This window comes from Arthrobacter sp. MMS18-M83 (assembly GCF_026683955.1).
Lineage (GTDB): Bacteria > Actinomycetota > Actinomycetes > Actinomycetales > Micrococcaceae > Arthrobacter.
Genome location: NZ_CP113343.1, coordinates 65,749 through 82,423 on the forward strand (window position 1 = coordinate 65,749; position 16,675 = coordinate 82,423).

15 protein-coding genes and 1 pseudogene are annotated in these 16,675 nt (G+C 63.2%); 8 read left to right on the forward strand and 8 right to left on the reverse strand.

Annotated features, from left to right (window positions below):
- The first annotated feature begins 229 nt into the window (after positions 1-229).
- From OW521_RS00300 to egtD, 5 genes are all read left to right on the forward strand, one after another.
- A complete protein-coding gene (locus OW521_RS00300; RefSeq protein ID WP_268021973.1) occupies positions 230-1,249 on the forward strand; it encodes a DUF4192 family protein in 1,020 nt (339 codons plus the stop codon).
- Between the two features lie 391 nt (positions 1,250-1,640).
- Entirely contained in the window at positions 1,641-2,873 is a 1,233-nt protein-coding gene (egtA, locus tag OW521_RS00305; RefSeq protein ID WP_268021974.1) for an ergothioneine biosynthesis glutamate--cysteine ligase EgtA, read from the forward strand.
- 49 nt (positions 2,874-2,922) lie between these two features.
- Positions 2,923-4,272 carry an ergothioneine biosynthesis protein EgtB gene (gene egtB / locus OW521_RS00310; protein ID WP_268021975.1) on the forward strand — a complete coding sequence of 450 codons (1,350 nt, stop codon included), beginning with the start codon at positions 2,923-2,925 and terminating at the stop codon, positions 4,270-4,272.
- Between the two features lie 36 nt (positions 4,273-4,308).
- Positions 4,309-5,040 (forward strand): ergothioneine biosynthesis protein EgtC, encoded by a 732-nt coding sequence (gene egtC, locus OW521_RS00315; protein ID WP_268021976.1) that lies wholly within the window; start codon positions 4,309-4,311, stop codon positions 5,038-5,040.
- Positions 5,037-6,023, forward strand: a complete 987-nt coding sequence (gene egtD, locus OW521_RS00320; RefSeq protein ID WP_268021977.1) for an L-histidine N(alpha)-methyltransferase — start codon at positions 5,037-5,039, stop codon at positions 6,021-6,023. The genes egtC and egtD overlap by 4 nt, the downstream gene beginning before the upstream one ends.
- 22 nt (positions 6,024-6,045) lie before the next feature.
- Here the strand turns inward: egtD and OW521_RS00325 are convergent, their stop codons facing one another.
- On the reverse strand, positions 6,046-7,242 hold the full coding sequence (locus OW521_RS00325) for an aminotransferase class V-fold PLP-dependent enzyme (RefSeq protein ID WP_268021978.1): 1,197 nt from the start codon (positions 7,240-7,242) through the stop codon (positions 6,046-6,048).
- A gap of 177 nt (positions 7,243-7,419) precedes the next feature.
- Here OW521_RS00325 and OW521_RS00330 point away from each other — a divergent pair, with 177 nt between their 5' ends.
- Positions 7,420-8,271 (forward strand): DUF427 domain-containing protein, encoded by an 852-nt coding sequence (locus OW521_RS00330; protein ID WP_268021979.1) that lies wholly within the window; start codon positions 7,420-7,422, stop codon positions 8,269-8,271.
- A gap of 431 nt (positions 8,272-8,702) precedes the next feature.
- Here OW521_RS00330 and OW521_RS00335 read toward each other — a convergent pair whose 3' ends face one another.
- The gene (locus OW521_RS00335; protein ID WP_268021980.1) at positions 8,703-8,933 is read right to left on the reverse strand and encodes a DUF2231 domain-containing protein; all 231 of its coding nucleotides are present in this window, start codon (positions 8,931-8,933) and stop codon (positions 8,703-8,705) included.
- 187 nt (positions 8,934-9,120) lie between these two features.
- On the opposite strand from OW521_RS00335, the pseudogene OW521_RS00340 reads away from it, so the two are divergent.
- A pseudogene (locus tag OW521_RS00340) lies at positions 9,121-9,459 on the forward strand (IS110 family transposase); the annotation flags it as partial.
- A 380-nt stretch (positions 9,460-9,839) separates the two neighbouring features.
- On the forward strand, positions 9,840-10,310 hold the full coding sequence (locus OW521_RS00345; RefSeq protein WP_268026088.1) for a transposase: 471 nt from the start codon (positions 9,840-9,842) through the stop codon (positions 10,308-10,310).
- A gap of 278 nt (positions 10,311-10,588) precedes the next feature.
- Here OW521_RS00345 and OW521_RS00350 read toward each other — a convergent pair whose 3' ends face one another.
- The 6 genes from OW521_RS00350 to OW521_RS00375 all read right to left on the reverse strand — a co-directional run bounded on the left by OW521_RS00350 (position 10,589) and on the right by OW521_RS00375 (position 16,628).
- Positions 10,589-10,867: a hypothetical protein gene (locus OW521_RS00350; RefSeq protein WP_216363216.1), complete on the reverse strand. Its 279-nt coding sequence runs from the start codon at positions 10,865-10,867 to the stop codon at positions 10,589-10,591.
- Between the two features lie 161 nt (positions 10,868-11,028).
- Complete coding sequence (locus OW521_RS00355) at positions 11,029-11,469, reverse strand: hypothetical protein (RefSeq protein WP_268021981.1); 441 nt, start codon at positions 11,467-11,469, stop codon at positions 11,029-11,031.
- A gap of 136 nt (positions 11,470-11,605) precedes the next feature.
- The gene (locus tag OW521_RS00360) at positions 11,606-14,026 is read right to left on the reverse strand and encodes a DEAD/DEAH box helicase (RefSeq protein ID WP_268021982.1); all 2,421 of its coding nucleotides are present in this window, start codon (positions 14,024-14,026) and stop codon (positions 11,606-11,608) included.
- 615 nt (positions 14,027-14,641) lie between these two features.
- Positions 14,642-15,010, reverse strand: a complete 369-nt coding sequence (locus OW521_RS00365; RefSeq protein WP_268021983.1) for a type II toxin-antitoxin system death-on-curing family toxin — start codon at positions 15,008-15,010, stop codon at positions 14,642-14,644.
- Positions 15,007-15,207, reverse strand: a complete 201-nt coding sequence (locus OW521_RS00370) for a ribbon-helix-helix protein, CopG family (protein WP_268021984.1) — start codon at positions 15,205-15,207, stop codon at positions 15,007-15,009. The genes OW521_RS00365 and OW521_RS00370 overlap by 4 nt, the downstream gene beginning before the upstream one ends.
- An 818-nt stretch (positions 15,208-16,025) precedes the next feature.
- Entirely contained in the window at positions 16,026-16,628 is a 603-nt protein-coding gene (locus tag OW521_RS00375; RefSeq protein ID WP_268021985.1) for a hypothetical protein, read from the reverse strand.
- Positions 16,629-16,675: the final 47 nt, after the last annotated feature.

Below are 16,675 nucleotides of genomic sequence, written 5' to 3' on the forward strand. Positions count from 1 at the left end.
CTGATGCTCGATCATCGCTGGGCGGGTCCTCCGCGCAACCAGGGCGCCACGCGCCGGCCCCGATCCAAAACTTCGCTCGGCGCTCCGCTTATTTCCTCGCGAACTTTTGGAGCGTTGCCGGTTCCCCAAGTTGCACTCCGACCCCTCATGCCCAGCAGCGGTCCCCGTATCAAAACGACGCCGAAAGACTAACGCCCGTGGCCGACGCCGCCTCTGAGGGAGAAAGATCATGGAAACGCTCACCATCAAGACCCCTGCCGATGTCCTCAGTTTCATCGGCCACACCCTGGGCTTCTGGCCGCAGGAAAGCCTTGTGTGCATCACCTTGTACACCAATCACATCGGCGTAACGCTCCGCGTAGACCTTCCCAAACACGACGGCGGGGAACGGGCCCTATGCGCGAACAGTCGCCAGCTACCTAGCGAACGACACCAACGCCACCAGCGCCCTGTTTGCCGCCTACACCTCGACCGCTCCGGCCAGGACAAACCATACGCAACCATGATCGCTGCCCTGACCGGGGCGCTAGCCGAGCGACACATCACCATCCGGGACGGCCTCCTAATCGGCGAAGAGACAGTCTCGCAGTACGACGGCGAGCCCAACCCGAACTGCGCACTGCCCCTGTCGATGGTCGACTCCAGTGAAATCAACGCCGAGCTCGTGTACCGCGGGAGCTCGGTCGCACGAACCGGCCGAATCACTTTGCCGCCGTCAAACAAGGAGGCGACGTTTCATGCCGTCGAGGATCGCGTCAAAACAATCGAACAATCCCGTGACCACGGCGCGATCGAAAAGGCGCGAACGCTCTGGGCTGGGATCCTTGAGGCCAAAACCTACCCGAGCGACGATCAGACGATTGCGTTGATCGCGAACTTGCAGTTCGCCGCCATCCGCGACCAGCTGATGGCTGACATCCCCGGCGTCGACGGTCCCATGGAAAAGATCCTTCTGGCCCAAACTCCCGGCAAGCCGCAGTGGGCCCGCGTCGAATGGGCGCAGCAAATCCTCCTCCACGCCTACACGCTGAGCAGCACACGTTGGACAGGGGCCCAGAGGGAACCCCAGGTGGCAACCAAGAACATTTCCCCGAACCCAGCATTGCCGCGGCATGGGCACCGAAACCCTTCGGTTCTAACGCGACTGCAGGATGCTCCCGTTTACGAAAATCGCCGCCAATGGACCACAATTTCGCCGGAATCCGTCGCGTGGCCCCGGAGCGTCGCCGGGGCCACGCGTCATGCCTGACTCAGATCCGTGACATCCTCGCGGTGCGTGCTCAGAGAGAACCCCGGGCACCCACGTCCAGGATCTGATTTTCGGACAGCCAGGCCGACCACGAGACGCTTGGCTGGCGATCAGGGCACGGGAATCGGCGAATCGCGGAAATACCGGCACCGAGGGCAGTACCTGACCCCCGGATCCGTGCCCGCGTTGCCACGGCCCGCACGTTCCCTGGTGAAATCACCTCCATCCGGCGGGCTTCGTGCGCGGTCCGGAAAGCATTGTTTGTTTGGCCAGAAGACGGTTCCGTCGCAGCTGTGGACGTGCTTGGAGTTTGGTTTGGCGGTTGACAGAGCAGAAAGGGGACTGTTTAGCTTGCCGCTTAAGACCGCCGCCATGGAAGGAGTGGTGCTGCATGATTTCTGTTTTGCAGCCCGGGAGTGACATGGGTCCGCTCTCCGAGTCAGACGCTGAGGTGTATGTAGCCTCGGTGTGCTTCAAGACCGGGCCGCCGGGTGCTGCCGGGGTGGAGGTCGAGCGCCTGGTCCACGATGCCGCGAACCCGCGGCTCCCCGTGCCGGTTGCACGGGTCAGGGGCGCCATGACGGCATCGGAGGAACCGTTGCCTGGCGGAGGGGCGATCACCTTTGAGCCGGGCGGTCAGCTGGAAATCAGCTCCGCCTGCGCGGCTGATCTTCCGGCTCTCATCACCGCGACCCGCGCAGACCTTGCCGCCGTTGAGGGTCTGCTGACGGAGGCGGGCCTTCGCTTCGGCGCGGTGGCGCTGGACCCCAGTCGGCCTCCTGTGCGGTCATTGGATCATCCACGGTACGCCGCCATGGAGCACCATTTCGACCGCCTTGGCCCTGCCGGGCGAACGATGATGTGTTCCACGGCTTCCCTGCAAGTTTCCCTAAACGCCGGATTCGACGGCCCCGGCTCCACCGGTGCAACCCAACGATGGATTCGCCTGCACAATCTCCTGCCGGTTCTCGTTGCCATGTTCGCCAATTCCCCGTTCCTTCACGGCGTCCCCAGCGGCTGGCACAGCAACCGTCAGCGAATCTGGCTGGCCACGGACCCGACCCGGACCGCCGTGGTCCCCCGCGCCGCGGACCCCCGACAGGCCTGGGCACGCTACGCGCTCGACGCACTGGTGCTCTGCATTCCCTCGGAGACGGCTTCCTGGAACGCCCCGCGCGGGCTGACGATGCGCAACTGGCTGCGCGGGGAAGGCCCCCGGCCCGCGACACTGGATGACCTGAGATACCACCTGACAACCCTGTTCCCGCCTGTCCGGCCACGGGGGTTCCTGGAGATCCGGGTGATCGACGCACAGGCAGGCAGCGAATGGGAGACGGTCACCGCCATAGTAACCGCGCTCATGGACGATGAACGGGCAGCCGACCTCGCCGAAGAGGCCTGCGCCCCGCTTGCTTCCCTGACCGATCCGATCAGGACGGCCGCCCGTGACGCGCTGGCGGATCCCGTGCTCGCCTCGGCAGCCCTCGGCTGCGCCGAGGCCGCTCTGATGGCATTGCCCCGTTTAGGAGCTGACGCCGCCGCGAGAAGCCGGGCGGAAGGTTTCGTTGACCGTTATACGGCGCGGGGCCTATGCCCTGCGGACGACCGGCTGGACCGGTGGTAAAGAACCGACAGCTATTTTGGTTCGGCAGAATGTGAGAAGGGTCCCGAAAATGCCAGATAACTTTCCCGGATCAGATATGGGTCCGGAAACTCTCAGGGCTTTCATCGCCGACGGGCTGGAAAGGGCCCGGAAACGGACACACGCGTTGACGGCCTGCGACGAGGAAGACCTGCTGAAGCAGCATTCACCACTGATGTCACCGTTGGTCTGGGATCTAGCGCATGTCGGCAGCCAAGAGGAAATCTGGCTGGTTCGCGACGTCGGCAAAATGGAGCCAGTGCGGTGCGACATCGACCAGATGTACGACGCGTTCGAGCACCCGCGCAGCGCCCGGCCCTCGCTACCGCTGCTCTCGCCCGAGGAGTCCCGGAAGTACCTCGCCCAAGTGCGAGCCAAAGCACTGGACATCCTGGACCGGACCCCTTTGGAAGGCCCGCCGCTGCTGGATCGGGGCTTCGCATTCGGCATGATCATCCAGCACGAGCAACAGCACGACGAGACGATGCTGGCCACGCACCAGCTCCGCGTCGGCGTGCCGGTCCTGCAGGCCCGGACCTTGCCGGTCGACGTCCTGCCCCCGGACCGGCACTCGCTCACGAAAGAAGTGCTGATTCCTGCCGGGCCGTTCATGATGGGGACCTCGGTGGAGCCGTGGGCCTTGGACAACGAACGCCCCGCCCATGAAGTCCACGTGCCGGGCTACTGGATCGACACCGTTCCGGTGACCAACGGCGCTTTCCGGTCCTTCATCGGCGACGGCGGCTACAGGAACCCTCGCTGGTGGACGGCCCAAGGATGGACTCACGTCAAGGAATCCGGGTTGGTGGCCCCCAAATACTGGGAACGCGACGGTGACCAGTGGATCAGGACCAGGTTCGGCGTCGTTGAACCGGTGCCGGAGGACGAGCCGGTGCAGCACGTGTGCTGGTTTGAAGCGGACGCCTACGCCCGCTGGGCGGGGCGCCGGCTTCCGACCGAGGCTGAGTGGGAAAAAGCCGCGCGTCATGATCCCCAGTCGGGGCGTTCGCTCCGCTACCCCTGGGGCGACGAAGATCCTTCACCCCATCACGCGAACCTTGGCGGATCGGCCCTTCGGCCCTCCCCCGCCGGTTCCTATCCGTGCGGAGCCTCACCGCTGGGCGTGCGCCAGCTCATCGGTGATGTCTGGGAATGGGTCTCCAATGACTTCCGCGGGTACCCCGGATTCAACGCCTTCCCGTATCAGGAATACAGTGAAGTGTTTTTCGGCTCTGACTACAAAGTGCTGCGCGGGGGGTCCTGGGCTGTGGACCCGGCCGCGTGCCGTGGGACATTCCGGAACTGGGACTACCCGATCCGGCGGCAGATCTTTTCCGGGTTCCGCACAGCCCGTGACGCCGCACCGGACGAGGTGCGTTAGCCCGTGTGCCGCCACCTTGCCTACATCGGGTCCCCGGTGTCACTGGCGGATCTGCTGCTCACCCCCGGCCATGGGCTGTTGACGCAGTCCTGGGCGCCCAGGCATCAGCGGCACGGGACCGTGAACGCCGATGGTTTCGGCGTCGGATGGTACGCCCCGGGCGACCCTTTGCCTGCCCGCTACCGGCGCGCCATACCGATCTGGGCGGACAGGTCCTTCGCCGACGTCGCCAGGGTTACCTCCAGCCGGGCCGTTCTCGCGGCCGTCCGGTCCGCGACACCAGGGATGACACAGGAGGAGTCAGCTGCTGCGCCGTATGCGCACGGACCCTGGCTATTCAGCCACAACGGACGCATCGAGGGCTGGCCGGGCGCGTTGGAAGGCCTGGCCGCGTCGCTTCCGACCGCGCGTCTGCTGGCACTCGAAGCCCAGGTCGACTCCGCCCTCCTCTGGGCATTCGTCCTGGAACAGCTCGACGCCGGAGACACCGCCGGGGAGGCGCTCACGCACGTCGTCAGCAACGTCGCCGCCGCCAGCGGGGCCCGGCTGAATTTTCTGCTCACCGACGGCACGCACATCGCGGCCACGGCCGCCGGGGACACCCTTTTCTGGAGAACAGGCCCCGGAAGTGTCGTGGTGGCCAGCGAACCCTTCGACGACGGCCCCGGCTGGCATGAGGTGCCGGAGAACTGCCTTCTGACCGCTACCGCCGGCCGCGTCGACGTACGTCCGATTCCGAACCTCACGAAGGAACAGGTGGCCCCATGAGCCTCTCCACCAACCGCTCCGACATCATCCACCACCTGCCCCCGGACCATCTGGGGCGCAGCCTGCGCGCCGATGTTCGCGCCGGGCTCACCGCCTCGCCGAAAACACTGCCGCCCAAGTGGTTCTATGACAAGCTCGGCAGCGAACTGTTTGAGCGCATCACCGAACTGCCGGAATACTACCCGACACGGGCCGAACGCGAAGTGCTGGAGCTCTACTCGGCAGAGATGGCGGCCGCGAGCCCTGCAGAGACGCTGATCGAACTCGGGTCGGGGTCTTCCCGGAAGACCCCGCTGCTGCTCAACGCCCTGGCGAACGCCGGATCCCTCCGCCGTTACATTGCCGTGGATGTCAGCGACAGCGCACTGCTCGATGCCCGGAACGAATTGGCTCCTGCGTTTCCCGACCTTGAACTGCAGGCCGTGGCCGCGGATTTCGAGACCCAGCTGCACCTGCTGCCCCGGGCCGGACGCCGCATGGTTGCGTTCCTGGGCGGCACCATCGGCAATTTTGAGCCGGAGGCCAGGGCCCGCTTCCTCTCCGACGTCCGCGGACTGCTCGGCGACGACGGCGGTTCCCTGCTGCTCGGCACGGATCTGGTGAAGTCGCCCCACGTCCTGGTTCCCGCGTACGCCGACGCCGAAGGAGTCACAGCCGACTTCAACCGGAACGTCCTACGCGTGCTGAACACCGAACTCGGTGCCGATTTCGACGTGATGGCGTTTGAACACGTGGCGGTGTGGATGCCTCAGGACGAGTGGATCGAGATGCGGCTGCGCGCCAGCAGACCAATGCTGGTCCGTCTGCCAGGGGTGGACATGGACGTCCACTTCCAGGAGGGGGAGGAACTGCGAACGGAGATTTCGGCCAAGTTCCGCCTGCGGGGCGTGGTCCAAGAGATGGAGGCAGCCGGGTTCACCGCCGTCGGTCAGTGGACCGACCGGCAGAACCGCTACGCCATGACCCTGGCCGAAGCCATCTAGGCTGGCCGGTGAACCGACACCGTCAGCTACCCGCGAAGAGGTACCAAACGACACCGACCAGCCGCTGGATCTCGGCCTCGGTGTTGTAATAGTGCACCGAGGCCCGCACCACCATGTCCTCCCCCAGTCGTGTCCCGACAGGGAGGGAGCCGGCCTGGAAGAAAGCGGGCGCCACGGAGACATTGATCCGGTGCTCCGCCAGCCGGGCCCTGATGTTCCGGGCATCGCTTCCCTTCACCGAAAAGGTGACGATGCCGCACCGGGTGATCCCACGGTCGTGGACAATGACCCCGGGAACCGCCGCCAGTTCGGCCCGCAGCTGCTCCGCAAGCCCGACGACGCGCTCCTGCACGGCGTCCAGACCCAGGGCCAGGGCATAATCGGCCGCCCTCCCCAGTCCCAGCCGTCCGGCAGCACTGGTCTCCCAGCTTTCGAAACGCCGGGCATCACCGCGGACTTCAAAGCCCTCGGCGCCGGCCAGCACGGCGGAATGCCCGTCCAGCATCGCAGGCTCAAGCCTCTCCAGGACCGCTGCGCGCACATAGAGGAACGCCGTGCCGCGCGGCCCACGCAGGAACTTCCGCCCCGTGCCCGCCAGCACATCACAGCCCAATGACTGCACATCCAACGGCATCTGCCCCACCGACTGACACGCGTCGAGCACAAACATCACCCCGGCGGCGCGGCAGCGTCTGCCCACCTCAGAAGCCGGATTGACTAGACCGTTGGCCATGGGCACATGTGCCAGGGCAACCATGGCCACATTTCCGCGCTCAAGCTCGCGCTGCAGGTCTTCCACGTCCACCTGCCCGTAGGGATCGTCCTCAAGCACCACAATCTGCAGATCGTTGCGACGCGCAAGCTGCCGCAACGCAATGACATTGCCGGCATACTCGGAGCGCCCGATCAGCACCCTCGACCCGCGGACAAAGGGGAAACCGTAGACCGCCCCCGCCCAAGCGCGGCTGCCGCTCTCGGCCAGTGCGATCTCGTCCGTGCCCGCCCCGATCAGCCGAGCCACTGAGGAGTACACACCCTCCAGCCGATTAGCAGCCTCCTCCGCCGCCTCATAGCCGCCGATCTCTTGCTCGCGGCGTAAATGACCCACCACGGTGTCCATCACAGGGCCGGGGGCCAATGAACTCCCCGCATTGTTCAAATGGGTCACTCGCAGAACGCCGCGGGTCTGCCCGCGCACCGCGTCGACATCTATAGACATAAACCACATCCTGCCTCACTAGTGCTAGGAAACCGGAACCCAGGTCACACGCCGGGGATCGGTCGCGTTCGCGCCGCGCCCGGAGTTTTGGGGCGCACCGAATGGCCCCCGGCCAACCATCTACCATCAGTTCACGAAGGCATTGACGCCGAACGGGCCCGCGCCCACGCTTGGAGCATGGCCACGAAACTATCCGGAGTGATCCTCGGGACCTTCCCGCAACTGCGCTACGAACCCACGGCCAAACGGATCCGCGCGAGCCTGGGCGGGAACAGCGTCGTCGACACCCTGCACGCCTGGCTGGTCTGGGAGCCAAAGCGCATTACACCGGTTTTTGCCGTGCCGGAGGCAGAACTGCTGGCGGAGCTGACACCGCCGGGCGGCCCTCCGGCCGACGTCCCGGAGCTCGCCGTCAGGCTCTCCGCAGGCTCACCTCCGTCTCTGGATCCGCGCACGGGGTTCGGCCGGCACACCACCCCCGGCGAACAGCTCGACGTTGTGACAGGGACGACGACGGCGCCCGGGGCCGCGTTCCGACCGGACGACCCCGACCTGGCCGGGTATGTCGTGCTCGATTACGCCGCCTTTCAATGGCGGGAAGACGACGAGGAGATCATCGGCCACCCCCGCGACCCGTTCCACCGCGTCGACATCCGGGCGTCATCCTTGGCCTTGGAGGTTTCCCTCAACGGGGTCACGCTCGCCAGCACGAACGGTGCGCAACTCCTGTACGAGACGCTGCTCCCCGTCCGCTACTACATCCCGCCCGAGGACGTGCGGCTGGACCTCATGGAAGGGAGCCCCAAAAGGACCGTATGCCCGTACAAGGGGGAAGCTCGCTACTGGACCTACCCCGGCACCGAAGACGGCAGGAATGTCGCCTGGAGCTACGACATGCGTTTCCGCGACGCCGCACAGATCCACGGCCTGGTGAGCTTCTTCAATGAAAGGGTGGACCTGACAGTCGACGGCATCCTGCAACCCCGGCCGGTGACGCCCTGGTCCCGGCCGCAGGACCACCGGGAGTGATTAAGCCCCGGCGGGACCTTCTGGATCCAATTCCGAGGGCGGTCAGTAGGACGAGCACGATGGTGGTAACCGCGAACAGGCCGTGTACGTAGACGAGTGGGATTGGAAGATGAGCTTCCGGGGTTGCCTCATTGCGGCTGCGCCTCCAGCGCAGGACCATCACATCCCCGAGGATTGCGACGAGGATCAAGAGTCCGAAGGCGGTCCAGGTCAGGATGTCGCTGTCGATGATGATGTAGACGATCCACAGGATCAAGCCAGCGGCGGCGAGCAGGAAGTGGCTGAAGATCAGCGGCGGTACAAGTCGAGTCGGGATGGCGGCGTCACTTTGCGCTGCGCGCAGCCCTCCGCTGCGTAGCCACAGGCCGAGCATGGTGAACCCAAGCCCAGCGGTAACAATCCAGGTGACGAGCGCGGCGATGCCCGTTGAATTAGTCCTTCGCTGTGGAGGTCCGGTCGAAGCCGGCGGCCTGCGTCTCGTCGTTGGCAACCCGGACGCCGTACTGGAAGGCGAGTTTGCCGCCGAGGTACCCCGAGACGCCAAGCGCGGCGACACTGAGGGCCGAGAAGACAATCAGTCCGGCCTGCACGGGTCCGTGCTGACCAAGTCTGAGGAGAAAGTTGACTAGGAAGGCGATGGTGATGGAGAGGTTCAAGCCCATGTGGACCAAGGCGGTGCGGAACCCGGGTTCCGGTGGGGATGGCGAACAGGTCCAGGAAACCGATCAGGGCTGCAGCTGCTGCGCCCAGCACACCGATGGCGATGAGCCACCGTGAACCTGTCGCCAGTGCGGCTCCATCGTCATCGCCGGGATCGATACCCACGCCGATACCCACCACGTCGCCGTCATCACCGAAACCGGCCTCCACCTGGCCGACAGGGAATTCCCCGCTACGGGATCCGGCCACCAAGGGATCATCGACTTCATGACCGGCTTCGGCCCGGTCCTCGCCATAGGCGTGGAAGGGACCGGCAGTTACGGCGCCGAACTCTCACGCGTACTTAGCCACGAGGGCATGCACGTCGTGGAGGTCATGCGCCCCAACCGGCAGGCCCGCCGGCTGCAGGGAAAATCCGATCCGCTCGATGCCTACCAGGCCGCCGAATCGGTGCTGGCCGGCCACGCCACTGCCACCCCGAAATCCCGCGACGGTGCGGTGGAATCCCTGCGGGTGCTGCGCGCGGAGCGCTCCACCGCAATGCGCGCACGCATCGCCGTGATGGCCCAGGTCAAGGCGATCCTGGTAACAGCACCGGAGACCCTCCGCGCCAAGTACCGGGCCATGACGAGTCCGGCTTTGATGGCCGCACTGGAGAAAACACGGCCCTCCGGAGCACCGTCCGAGCCGCTGACCAGCACCGCGACCGTGCTGAAACGACTCGCCGTCCGCTACCGGCACCTGCACCACGAGCTGGCACTGATCGATGCCGAACTTGACGCCATCCTCGCCCTCCACGCCCCGATGCTGCGCGATCTTCAAGGCGTGGGCACCGACGTCGCCAGCCAGCTCCTGGTCACCGTGGGCGACAACCCCGAACGCGTCACCTCCGAGCGAAGTTCGCGGCCCTGGTCGGCGTCGCCCCCGTTCCCGCCTCATCGGGAAAGACAACCCGGCACCGGCTCAGCCGAGCCGGGGACCGGCAGGCCAACAAGGCCATCCACCCCGTGGTCCTCGTGCGGATGCGCTACGACAGCAAGACCCGCAGCTATGTGGCCAGGAGACGACAGGAAGGAAAAAGCACGAAGGAAATCATGCGCTGCCTCAAACGCTACGTCGCCCGGGAAATCTACGAACAGCTCCTTCACCCGCAACCCGCCCCGGACGCCGGACCACTGCGGACGATGCGGACAGCCAAGCACCTGACCCTTCAGCAAGCAGCCGACGCCCTGCACGTCTGGCCGACCACGCTATCCCGCCTCGAACGCGGACTCAGCCACGACAACGACTTCCACCACCGCTACGAAACCTGGCTCAACGCGCAATCCCCTCAAACCGTACAGACTCCACATCACGGGCAGGCCCGAGGAATGGCATAGCACAGTGCGCCATGGAAAGGGCCTCGGCCGGGCCCGCGCCCCTGCCTTCCCGACCGGGGGCCGCGGAGGCTCCGGGGGTCAAGGGCGGCCGCAGGCCGTCGCGCCAGCGATCGCAAGACCCTTGAGGCCGGAGAGGCCGGCCCCCGGTAACCTGCCCGGCGCCGGGCTCAACGACCATTGACAACAATAGGAGCATCAGTGTGCACACGCCGCTTTTTTCACGGAGACGAATGTCCGCTATGGCAACTGCGGCCTGTCCGACCAACCGGACAACCGTCTCAATCGTCCTGTCCTCCCCCTTGCGACATCCAGTAATCGTTGATCGCCTGAACGGCCTGCTCTTTCGTCATCCGGGCAACATCTCGTTCATTCAGTCCAACGGTGTGGGTGAGTTGCCAGACCAGCGCCAGGGGAATAGCCAAAGCGGGAGGGGATGCCATTCCGCGGGCAGGCAAGGCACCGTCATCGACGCATGCCCAAAACTCATCCTCACTGACCTCGAGCTGGTCTTGGAGAATATGGTTCCAGATCGAACTCGAATACGTGGTGCGATCCACCGGGCGGGAAATCCTGGTCCGCAAGATCCGTCCATCTTGCAGACTCAACCGGTAGGTCGCGTGATGGCGCACTGGTTTCCCGCGGGCATTCGTCACCAACTCCCAGCGCTCGGTTAGACAGAACTTCTCATGGTCGTCCCGTCCGCCCACGCGTCGGACGCTCATGCCACCGAGCCGGTGAGCCAAGCGGTCAATTGCTGATCGGTGCACAGATCAATGAGCTGAACCAAGGCCCAGTTCTCGCGGTGATTGGGCGCCGCGTGCAAATGATCCTCCCAATCCTCCGCGTAGTCCCGCAAAGCATCGACGAAGTCCGCCAAGGCTTCACCCAGTTCCGTGGCCTCAGCGGCAAAAGGCTGCCCCGGCATGAAGACAGCCCATGCTCCGTCCTCGTTCACGACCTGGACATTGGCGACGACCGTCAATTCCAGATAACGGCGCAAGCTCTCTCCATTGACGACGGCGGCCGTGGCCCGGTCGGGCCGCCGTATCGTGGACAGCCCTCCCCGCTCGCTGGCATCGAGGATCGTCTTCAACGAATCCCGTGCTTGGGTAAACCCGTAGACGTGTCCACCGACTGTCTCATGTGTGGGGGTGCTCATATATCAATCATCCGCACGTACATCAGGTACGTCAAGTACGTCTACATCGCTTCCGTTCCGTGGTCGTCACGGGGACCATTGGGTGGCTGATGCCGTCGCAAAATCACCGAAGACTGTTCCTGCGGGGATGACGACGTCACGCGCTTGGCAGTTTCCGCGGATCAGGGAACCCGAGCGAGACGTACCCCGGCGCCCGCTTGTTCAGGGAAGCTGCCAGGACCGGAGTGGACTCATCATGGTAGTCGTGAACGGTCGCCACCGTTTTCCCTGGGTATGGTCGGATGATTCGGCCGGCGTATTGGACCAACCTGCCCTTGAAGGAAATGGGCGCCGCAAGGAACAAGGTGTCCAGCTTCGGACAATCAAAGCCTTCGCCAATGTAGGAGCCGGTTCCCAACACCAGCAGCGGCTCTGAGTCATCGGAGTTGGAAAGACGCTCGACGGCGGCTTGTCGTTCCTTCGCCTTCATTGCCCCAGTGAAGACCACCGGCTTCAGACCATCCGCCTCGAACCGGGACCTGAAGGAATCAAGATGGGTTTTCCAGGTCGTCAGCAAAAGAATTCGCGAGTTCTGTTCGTAAGCCGCCAAAACGTCGTCGTAGATTTGCTGCAGGCGATCCTCGTTGGCGATCAAGTCCTTGTAAATGGCGGAAATCCCGCCAGGCTCGCTGGGCTCCGCGACGCCGTCGTAATTGTAGGACGTCCGGTGCAGCTTCAAAGCCAGCGACGGCTCGGCAACCTCCCGCGGGTGGCGGGGCAGCTGCTGCGGAGCAGGGGGCGAAATGGTGTGCGTGATCTTGCCGAGCTGGTGGTAGATCAGCGAGTCCAGTTTGTCCCGCCGGTACGGTGTAGCCGTCAACCCCAACCAGTACCGTGCCGGGATCTGGTTCATGACGTGGCTGAATGCCACGGCCGGGACATGGTGGCACTCATCCACGATGACAAAACCGTACCCGGCGGTCAGCTCGGCGACGTTGTCGCGCCGCGCGAGCGTGGGCAAGAGCGCGACGTCGATGCGTCCGGTTGTCTTTGCACGCCCTCCACCTATTTGGCCGCACTTTTCATCCATGAACTCGCCTATGCGGCTACGCCATTGGTCAGCCAGGGCCTTGCGGTCAACCAGGATCAGCGTGGATACGCCACGACGCGCCATGGCGGCACAGGCGATGACTGTCTTACCGGTCCCGGGCGGAGCCACCAAAATGCCTTGCTCAGTGGAAGTAGCGGTATCCATTGCGCCTTGTTGCTCCCCACGGAGTAGCGCTGTGAACTCGAAACTTTGAGCGGTGCCGGATGCGCGCTGATCATCAATGCGCAGTGTGCTGCCACTCGACTCGACCAGTTGATGCAAGAGGGATAACAACCCGCGAGGCAAAATAAGGTCCCCCTCAAGGGTTTCGTCATAGTTGCGTAGAAAACGCGGGATGTCCCAGGTCGACCGGCGCTGGCGTTGACGATCGTAAAACTCGGGGTTAGGCATTGACGCGGCATGTTTGACTGCCGAAATCATGGCTGGCCCCAGATCCGTTGCTTTGATGGTTATACGTGAAGCGAAGGTAGCGCGAATGATGAGCGCCGGGCGAGGAACGATCTTGGACGACTGGGGCAGTTCGAGCCGGCGAACCTCTTGTCCCAACTTCACGGCAGGCAGCCTGCGGATGTGGGTGTTGACTTCCCCGTCCGAGAGCCGGTCGAGGCTGGACAGGTACGCCCATTGGTCCTCATACGGTTCGAGAGTAGTGGTGTCGAGGAACAACGTAGTGCCGTGCTGGCGGCGCTTGCCGTTCAGCGGCGCAGCAATCAGATTGCCCATGCCCTTGCCCGAATGCACGTCTTGGGACGGAAAAAGCCTGTCATAACTCGCCAAGCTCATGCTGCCGCGCAATCCCATTGCCTCGTGAATCAGCCCGGTGCCGAGCTGTCGCGCGGCCGAGCCCGGTACGGCCGCGCTGAAAAAGATCCACGCATGAGCTCCACGTCCAGATTGGGAGACTTCAAGCGCAGCCGGGATCCCGCGAAAGCGCGCAGCCTTGACGTACGCCAACGCATCCAACATTGCCGCACCGCCGTCGAAATCCGCCGCTACCCACCAGCATGTTTCCTGCTCAGTCAAGGGATACAGGCCAATGTGCTGCCGCCCGCGCAGATGTTCAGCCACAACGGTCGGCGTAAGCGGCAAGAAACGAGCATCAGCCATGTTCGTGCCCTTGCGCCAACCACCAGCGACGGCTGGTATCCAGCCGGATCGACCGTCCCGTGAATTCTCCCATCGGAGTGCATAGACATCGCTGCGTGCCCGGAACAAGTCCTGGAACAGACAGACTTTTGCCTCCGGAGACGACTCCATGGTCACGAGGCCACGGCTCACAACTGCAGGAATGGCCGGCTGGTCCTGGCGGGGAGCTCTTGATTCCGGCTCGGTGAGTACCAGCAGTTTCCGCAGCCTGGCATTCTCGAGGCGCAGTTCCTCAAGTTCGCGGGTCATGGCGTTGCCTGCCACATCGGTAAACCAGGGCAGCGCACTTTGCCCGACGACATCCGGCGTGTCTTCATTCACAATTTCCATTGTGACCGGAGAAACGCCTGAATTTCGAAAACTTCCCGTGAACCGGTGGGCGGCGGCACGCGTTAGTGGCGGAGCACGATACTGCTGGAAAGGGCTCGGACATCCGGAAGAACTGGTTCGTACCGGCTCGCATCCGGCTGGTTCGCGACAACGAGCAGAATCACCCCCGTCGTCATGCTCTAGCCACGGCGACCCCAGACCACAACCACATCATGTAGCCGAGCCACGACCGCACCATGAAAGAGCAAGAACACAGAACCCTCGCCCAACCGAAGGAAAGAGGCACCCGGCCACACCGAAGGCCACCAACAAAAACGGCCCCGAAGGGCCCATAAAAAGCTGATTTGTGCACGGTCAGGGCGCCAAAGGCACCCTGACCTGCGACAACACTGTGCCCGAGGTGGGACTCGAACCGCATTCCAAGCCCGGGGAAACACGGTGAACTCCAGAAAACATAGGCAATCCGAGCCAGTCCGGCCGATGTACGGCCCAGTCCGACGCCAAAAGTGTGTATGTTGTACACACCCCAAATCCCGCCCTCAAGCTCCCCCGCCAACCGCACGTCAAAGAATTCCGAACATCAGCCTGGCACCCCTTCCACAGCACCTACCGTCGGATCAGGTGTTTCTCTATCAGGATGGCGCTGCGCTGTAAATCAATGTCACCGGCGGCCACGCCCACCACCAGGTCGAAGCCCTCCTTGGTGCTGAAGTCGTGCCGGTAACCGTTGATCCACAGCAGCAGCACCATGAGCGTCCACGCGGTGCGCTTGTTGCCGTCGATGAGCGGATGAAACCTCGCCACGGACTCGAGGAGTGCTGCCGCTTTCATGGCCAGTTGAGGATAGGCTTCCGTGCCCATGACCGTCGTTGCCGGGCGCACCAAAGCCGAGGCCAGTAGGCCGATGTCACGGATGTGGAACCCGTACCGGTCGATCACCTGCAGGGCGTCCTCGATTTCGAGGTACGAACTCATGCATCCTCAAGGCGTTTGAGCAGCTCCGAGTCATGGCTCATCACGAAATCCAGACCCTCATTGATCTCGCGGCGGCGGCCGTGCCGCTGCAGGACCAGCTCAGCCCCCTGGAGCAGCAGCGCGGACTTGGACGTGTGCTCCTCGGCAGCAAGTTCATCAAGTCGGCGGTCGAGGTCTTCGGGAACACGCAGATTCATGGCCATACCTCATGGTACCAAACCAGTACCAGTGAATCCTGAGGTGAGGACGATTCAAACTCCTGACCTCTTCTCATCGGACGGGTATTTCGTTGTATGCCAAGGGCTTGTGTTGAATTGAAAATCCGCGGAACCTAGCGGATTGCTGTGCTGCGCGAGGTCACTGACATGTCATCGTTTTTCATCGTTTCCGTGGGGTAAACGTGCGGTGGACGCTGAGGCCCCCTGCAACTATAAGAGTTCGGGTCCTCGCGCATCCGATCAGGCTCGTCGCCACGGCCCCAGGTCTCTCGTAACTAATGGTTCGTACCGCGATTGAACCGCAACGTTCGACACATCGTTGTGAGATTCGTCCGCTAGCAGCGTTCCGCAGTTCCTTCGCGGAACCATAAACCGACCGTAGATACCTCTAGTATCCGCGGAGATACGCGCCGCTCCGGCGGCTGGCGGCGAGACCAGATGGTGCCCTCCCAGGAACTCCGGGGCCGCCTCCAGGCCCACGGCCGGACCGATGACTTCCGGCTCCTCCTGACGGGGTATTCATCCGATTAGGAAACGTTCTTCTAACTCGTGTATCCACAGCATGCTGAGAACGGGACGCGAGTATTCGGTCTGTCACTGGCGGAACGGAATCTCGCTGTGAGTGACCTTAACGTCATGTAAGCCGTGGAAGTCGAGCAACTGTTTCAGGCTGGCAGTAGCCTCAGAACTGTACGGGGTCGGACCTATGCGAATTTCACGTACGGGCAACTTCCCTGCTTTTGTGGCAAAGCGATATTCATACGGGTCAACGTGGTCTTCACCCCGAGAAGTCAATTTCACGAAGGCACTAGGCCGAAGGGCCCAGGACGATGGAAGACAAACTTCCAGTCGGGGTTGAGCCACACGATGATCCTTTCTTCCCGTTCATCGCGAAAGCCGTCATTTTTGATGAGGTCCAAAGACTCATTCATGAAGTAGGGGAAAAACCATATCCCGAGCCGACCATCCTCAGGTGTCGAAATGCTCTTCTCAACACCTCGACGGAGCGATTCGAATATCTCGGTGACGATCTTCGACTGTTGCGCCTGATCGTAGACCACCAGCTTCCACTCACCACCTAGGATACTCATGGAGTCTGGGTCAAAATTGACAACGGGGCTGCCATTTGGGTGTTTCAAGATTTGACCGTCGTCATTCAGGTCGTACTTATCGACGTAGTAATCCGCAAAGGGGCTAGGGTGGCTATCCTTTTCGAACCGCGCCACAGGAACCAAGGTTTCGCTACGGTCGAGTCCGACGGCAAAGCTAACTTGATCGCGGCCGTAGTAACGCCACATGGTTAGGCTGTCGCCATCCGATGAGGCGGACAGAATAAAGGAGTCCCGTGATCTTGCCCTCACTTCAGGAATGTACTCTTCTAGCCCCTCGACCACGTCCACTGAGGTGCTGAACGTTGATCCTCAAAATGCTTTCGAAGCCGGATGCT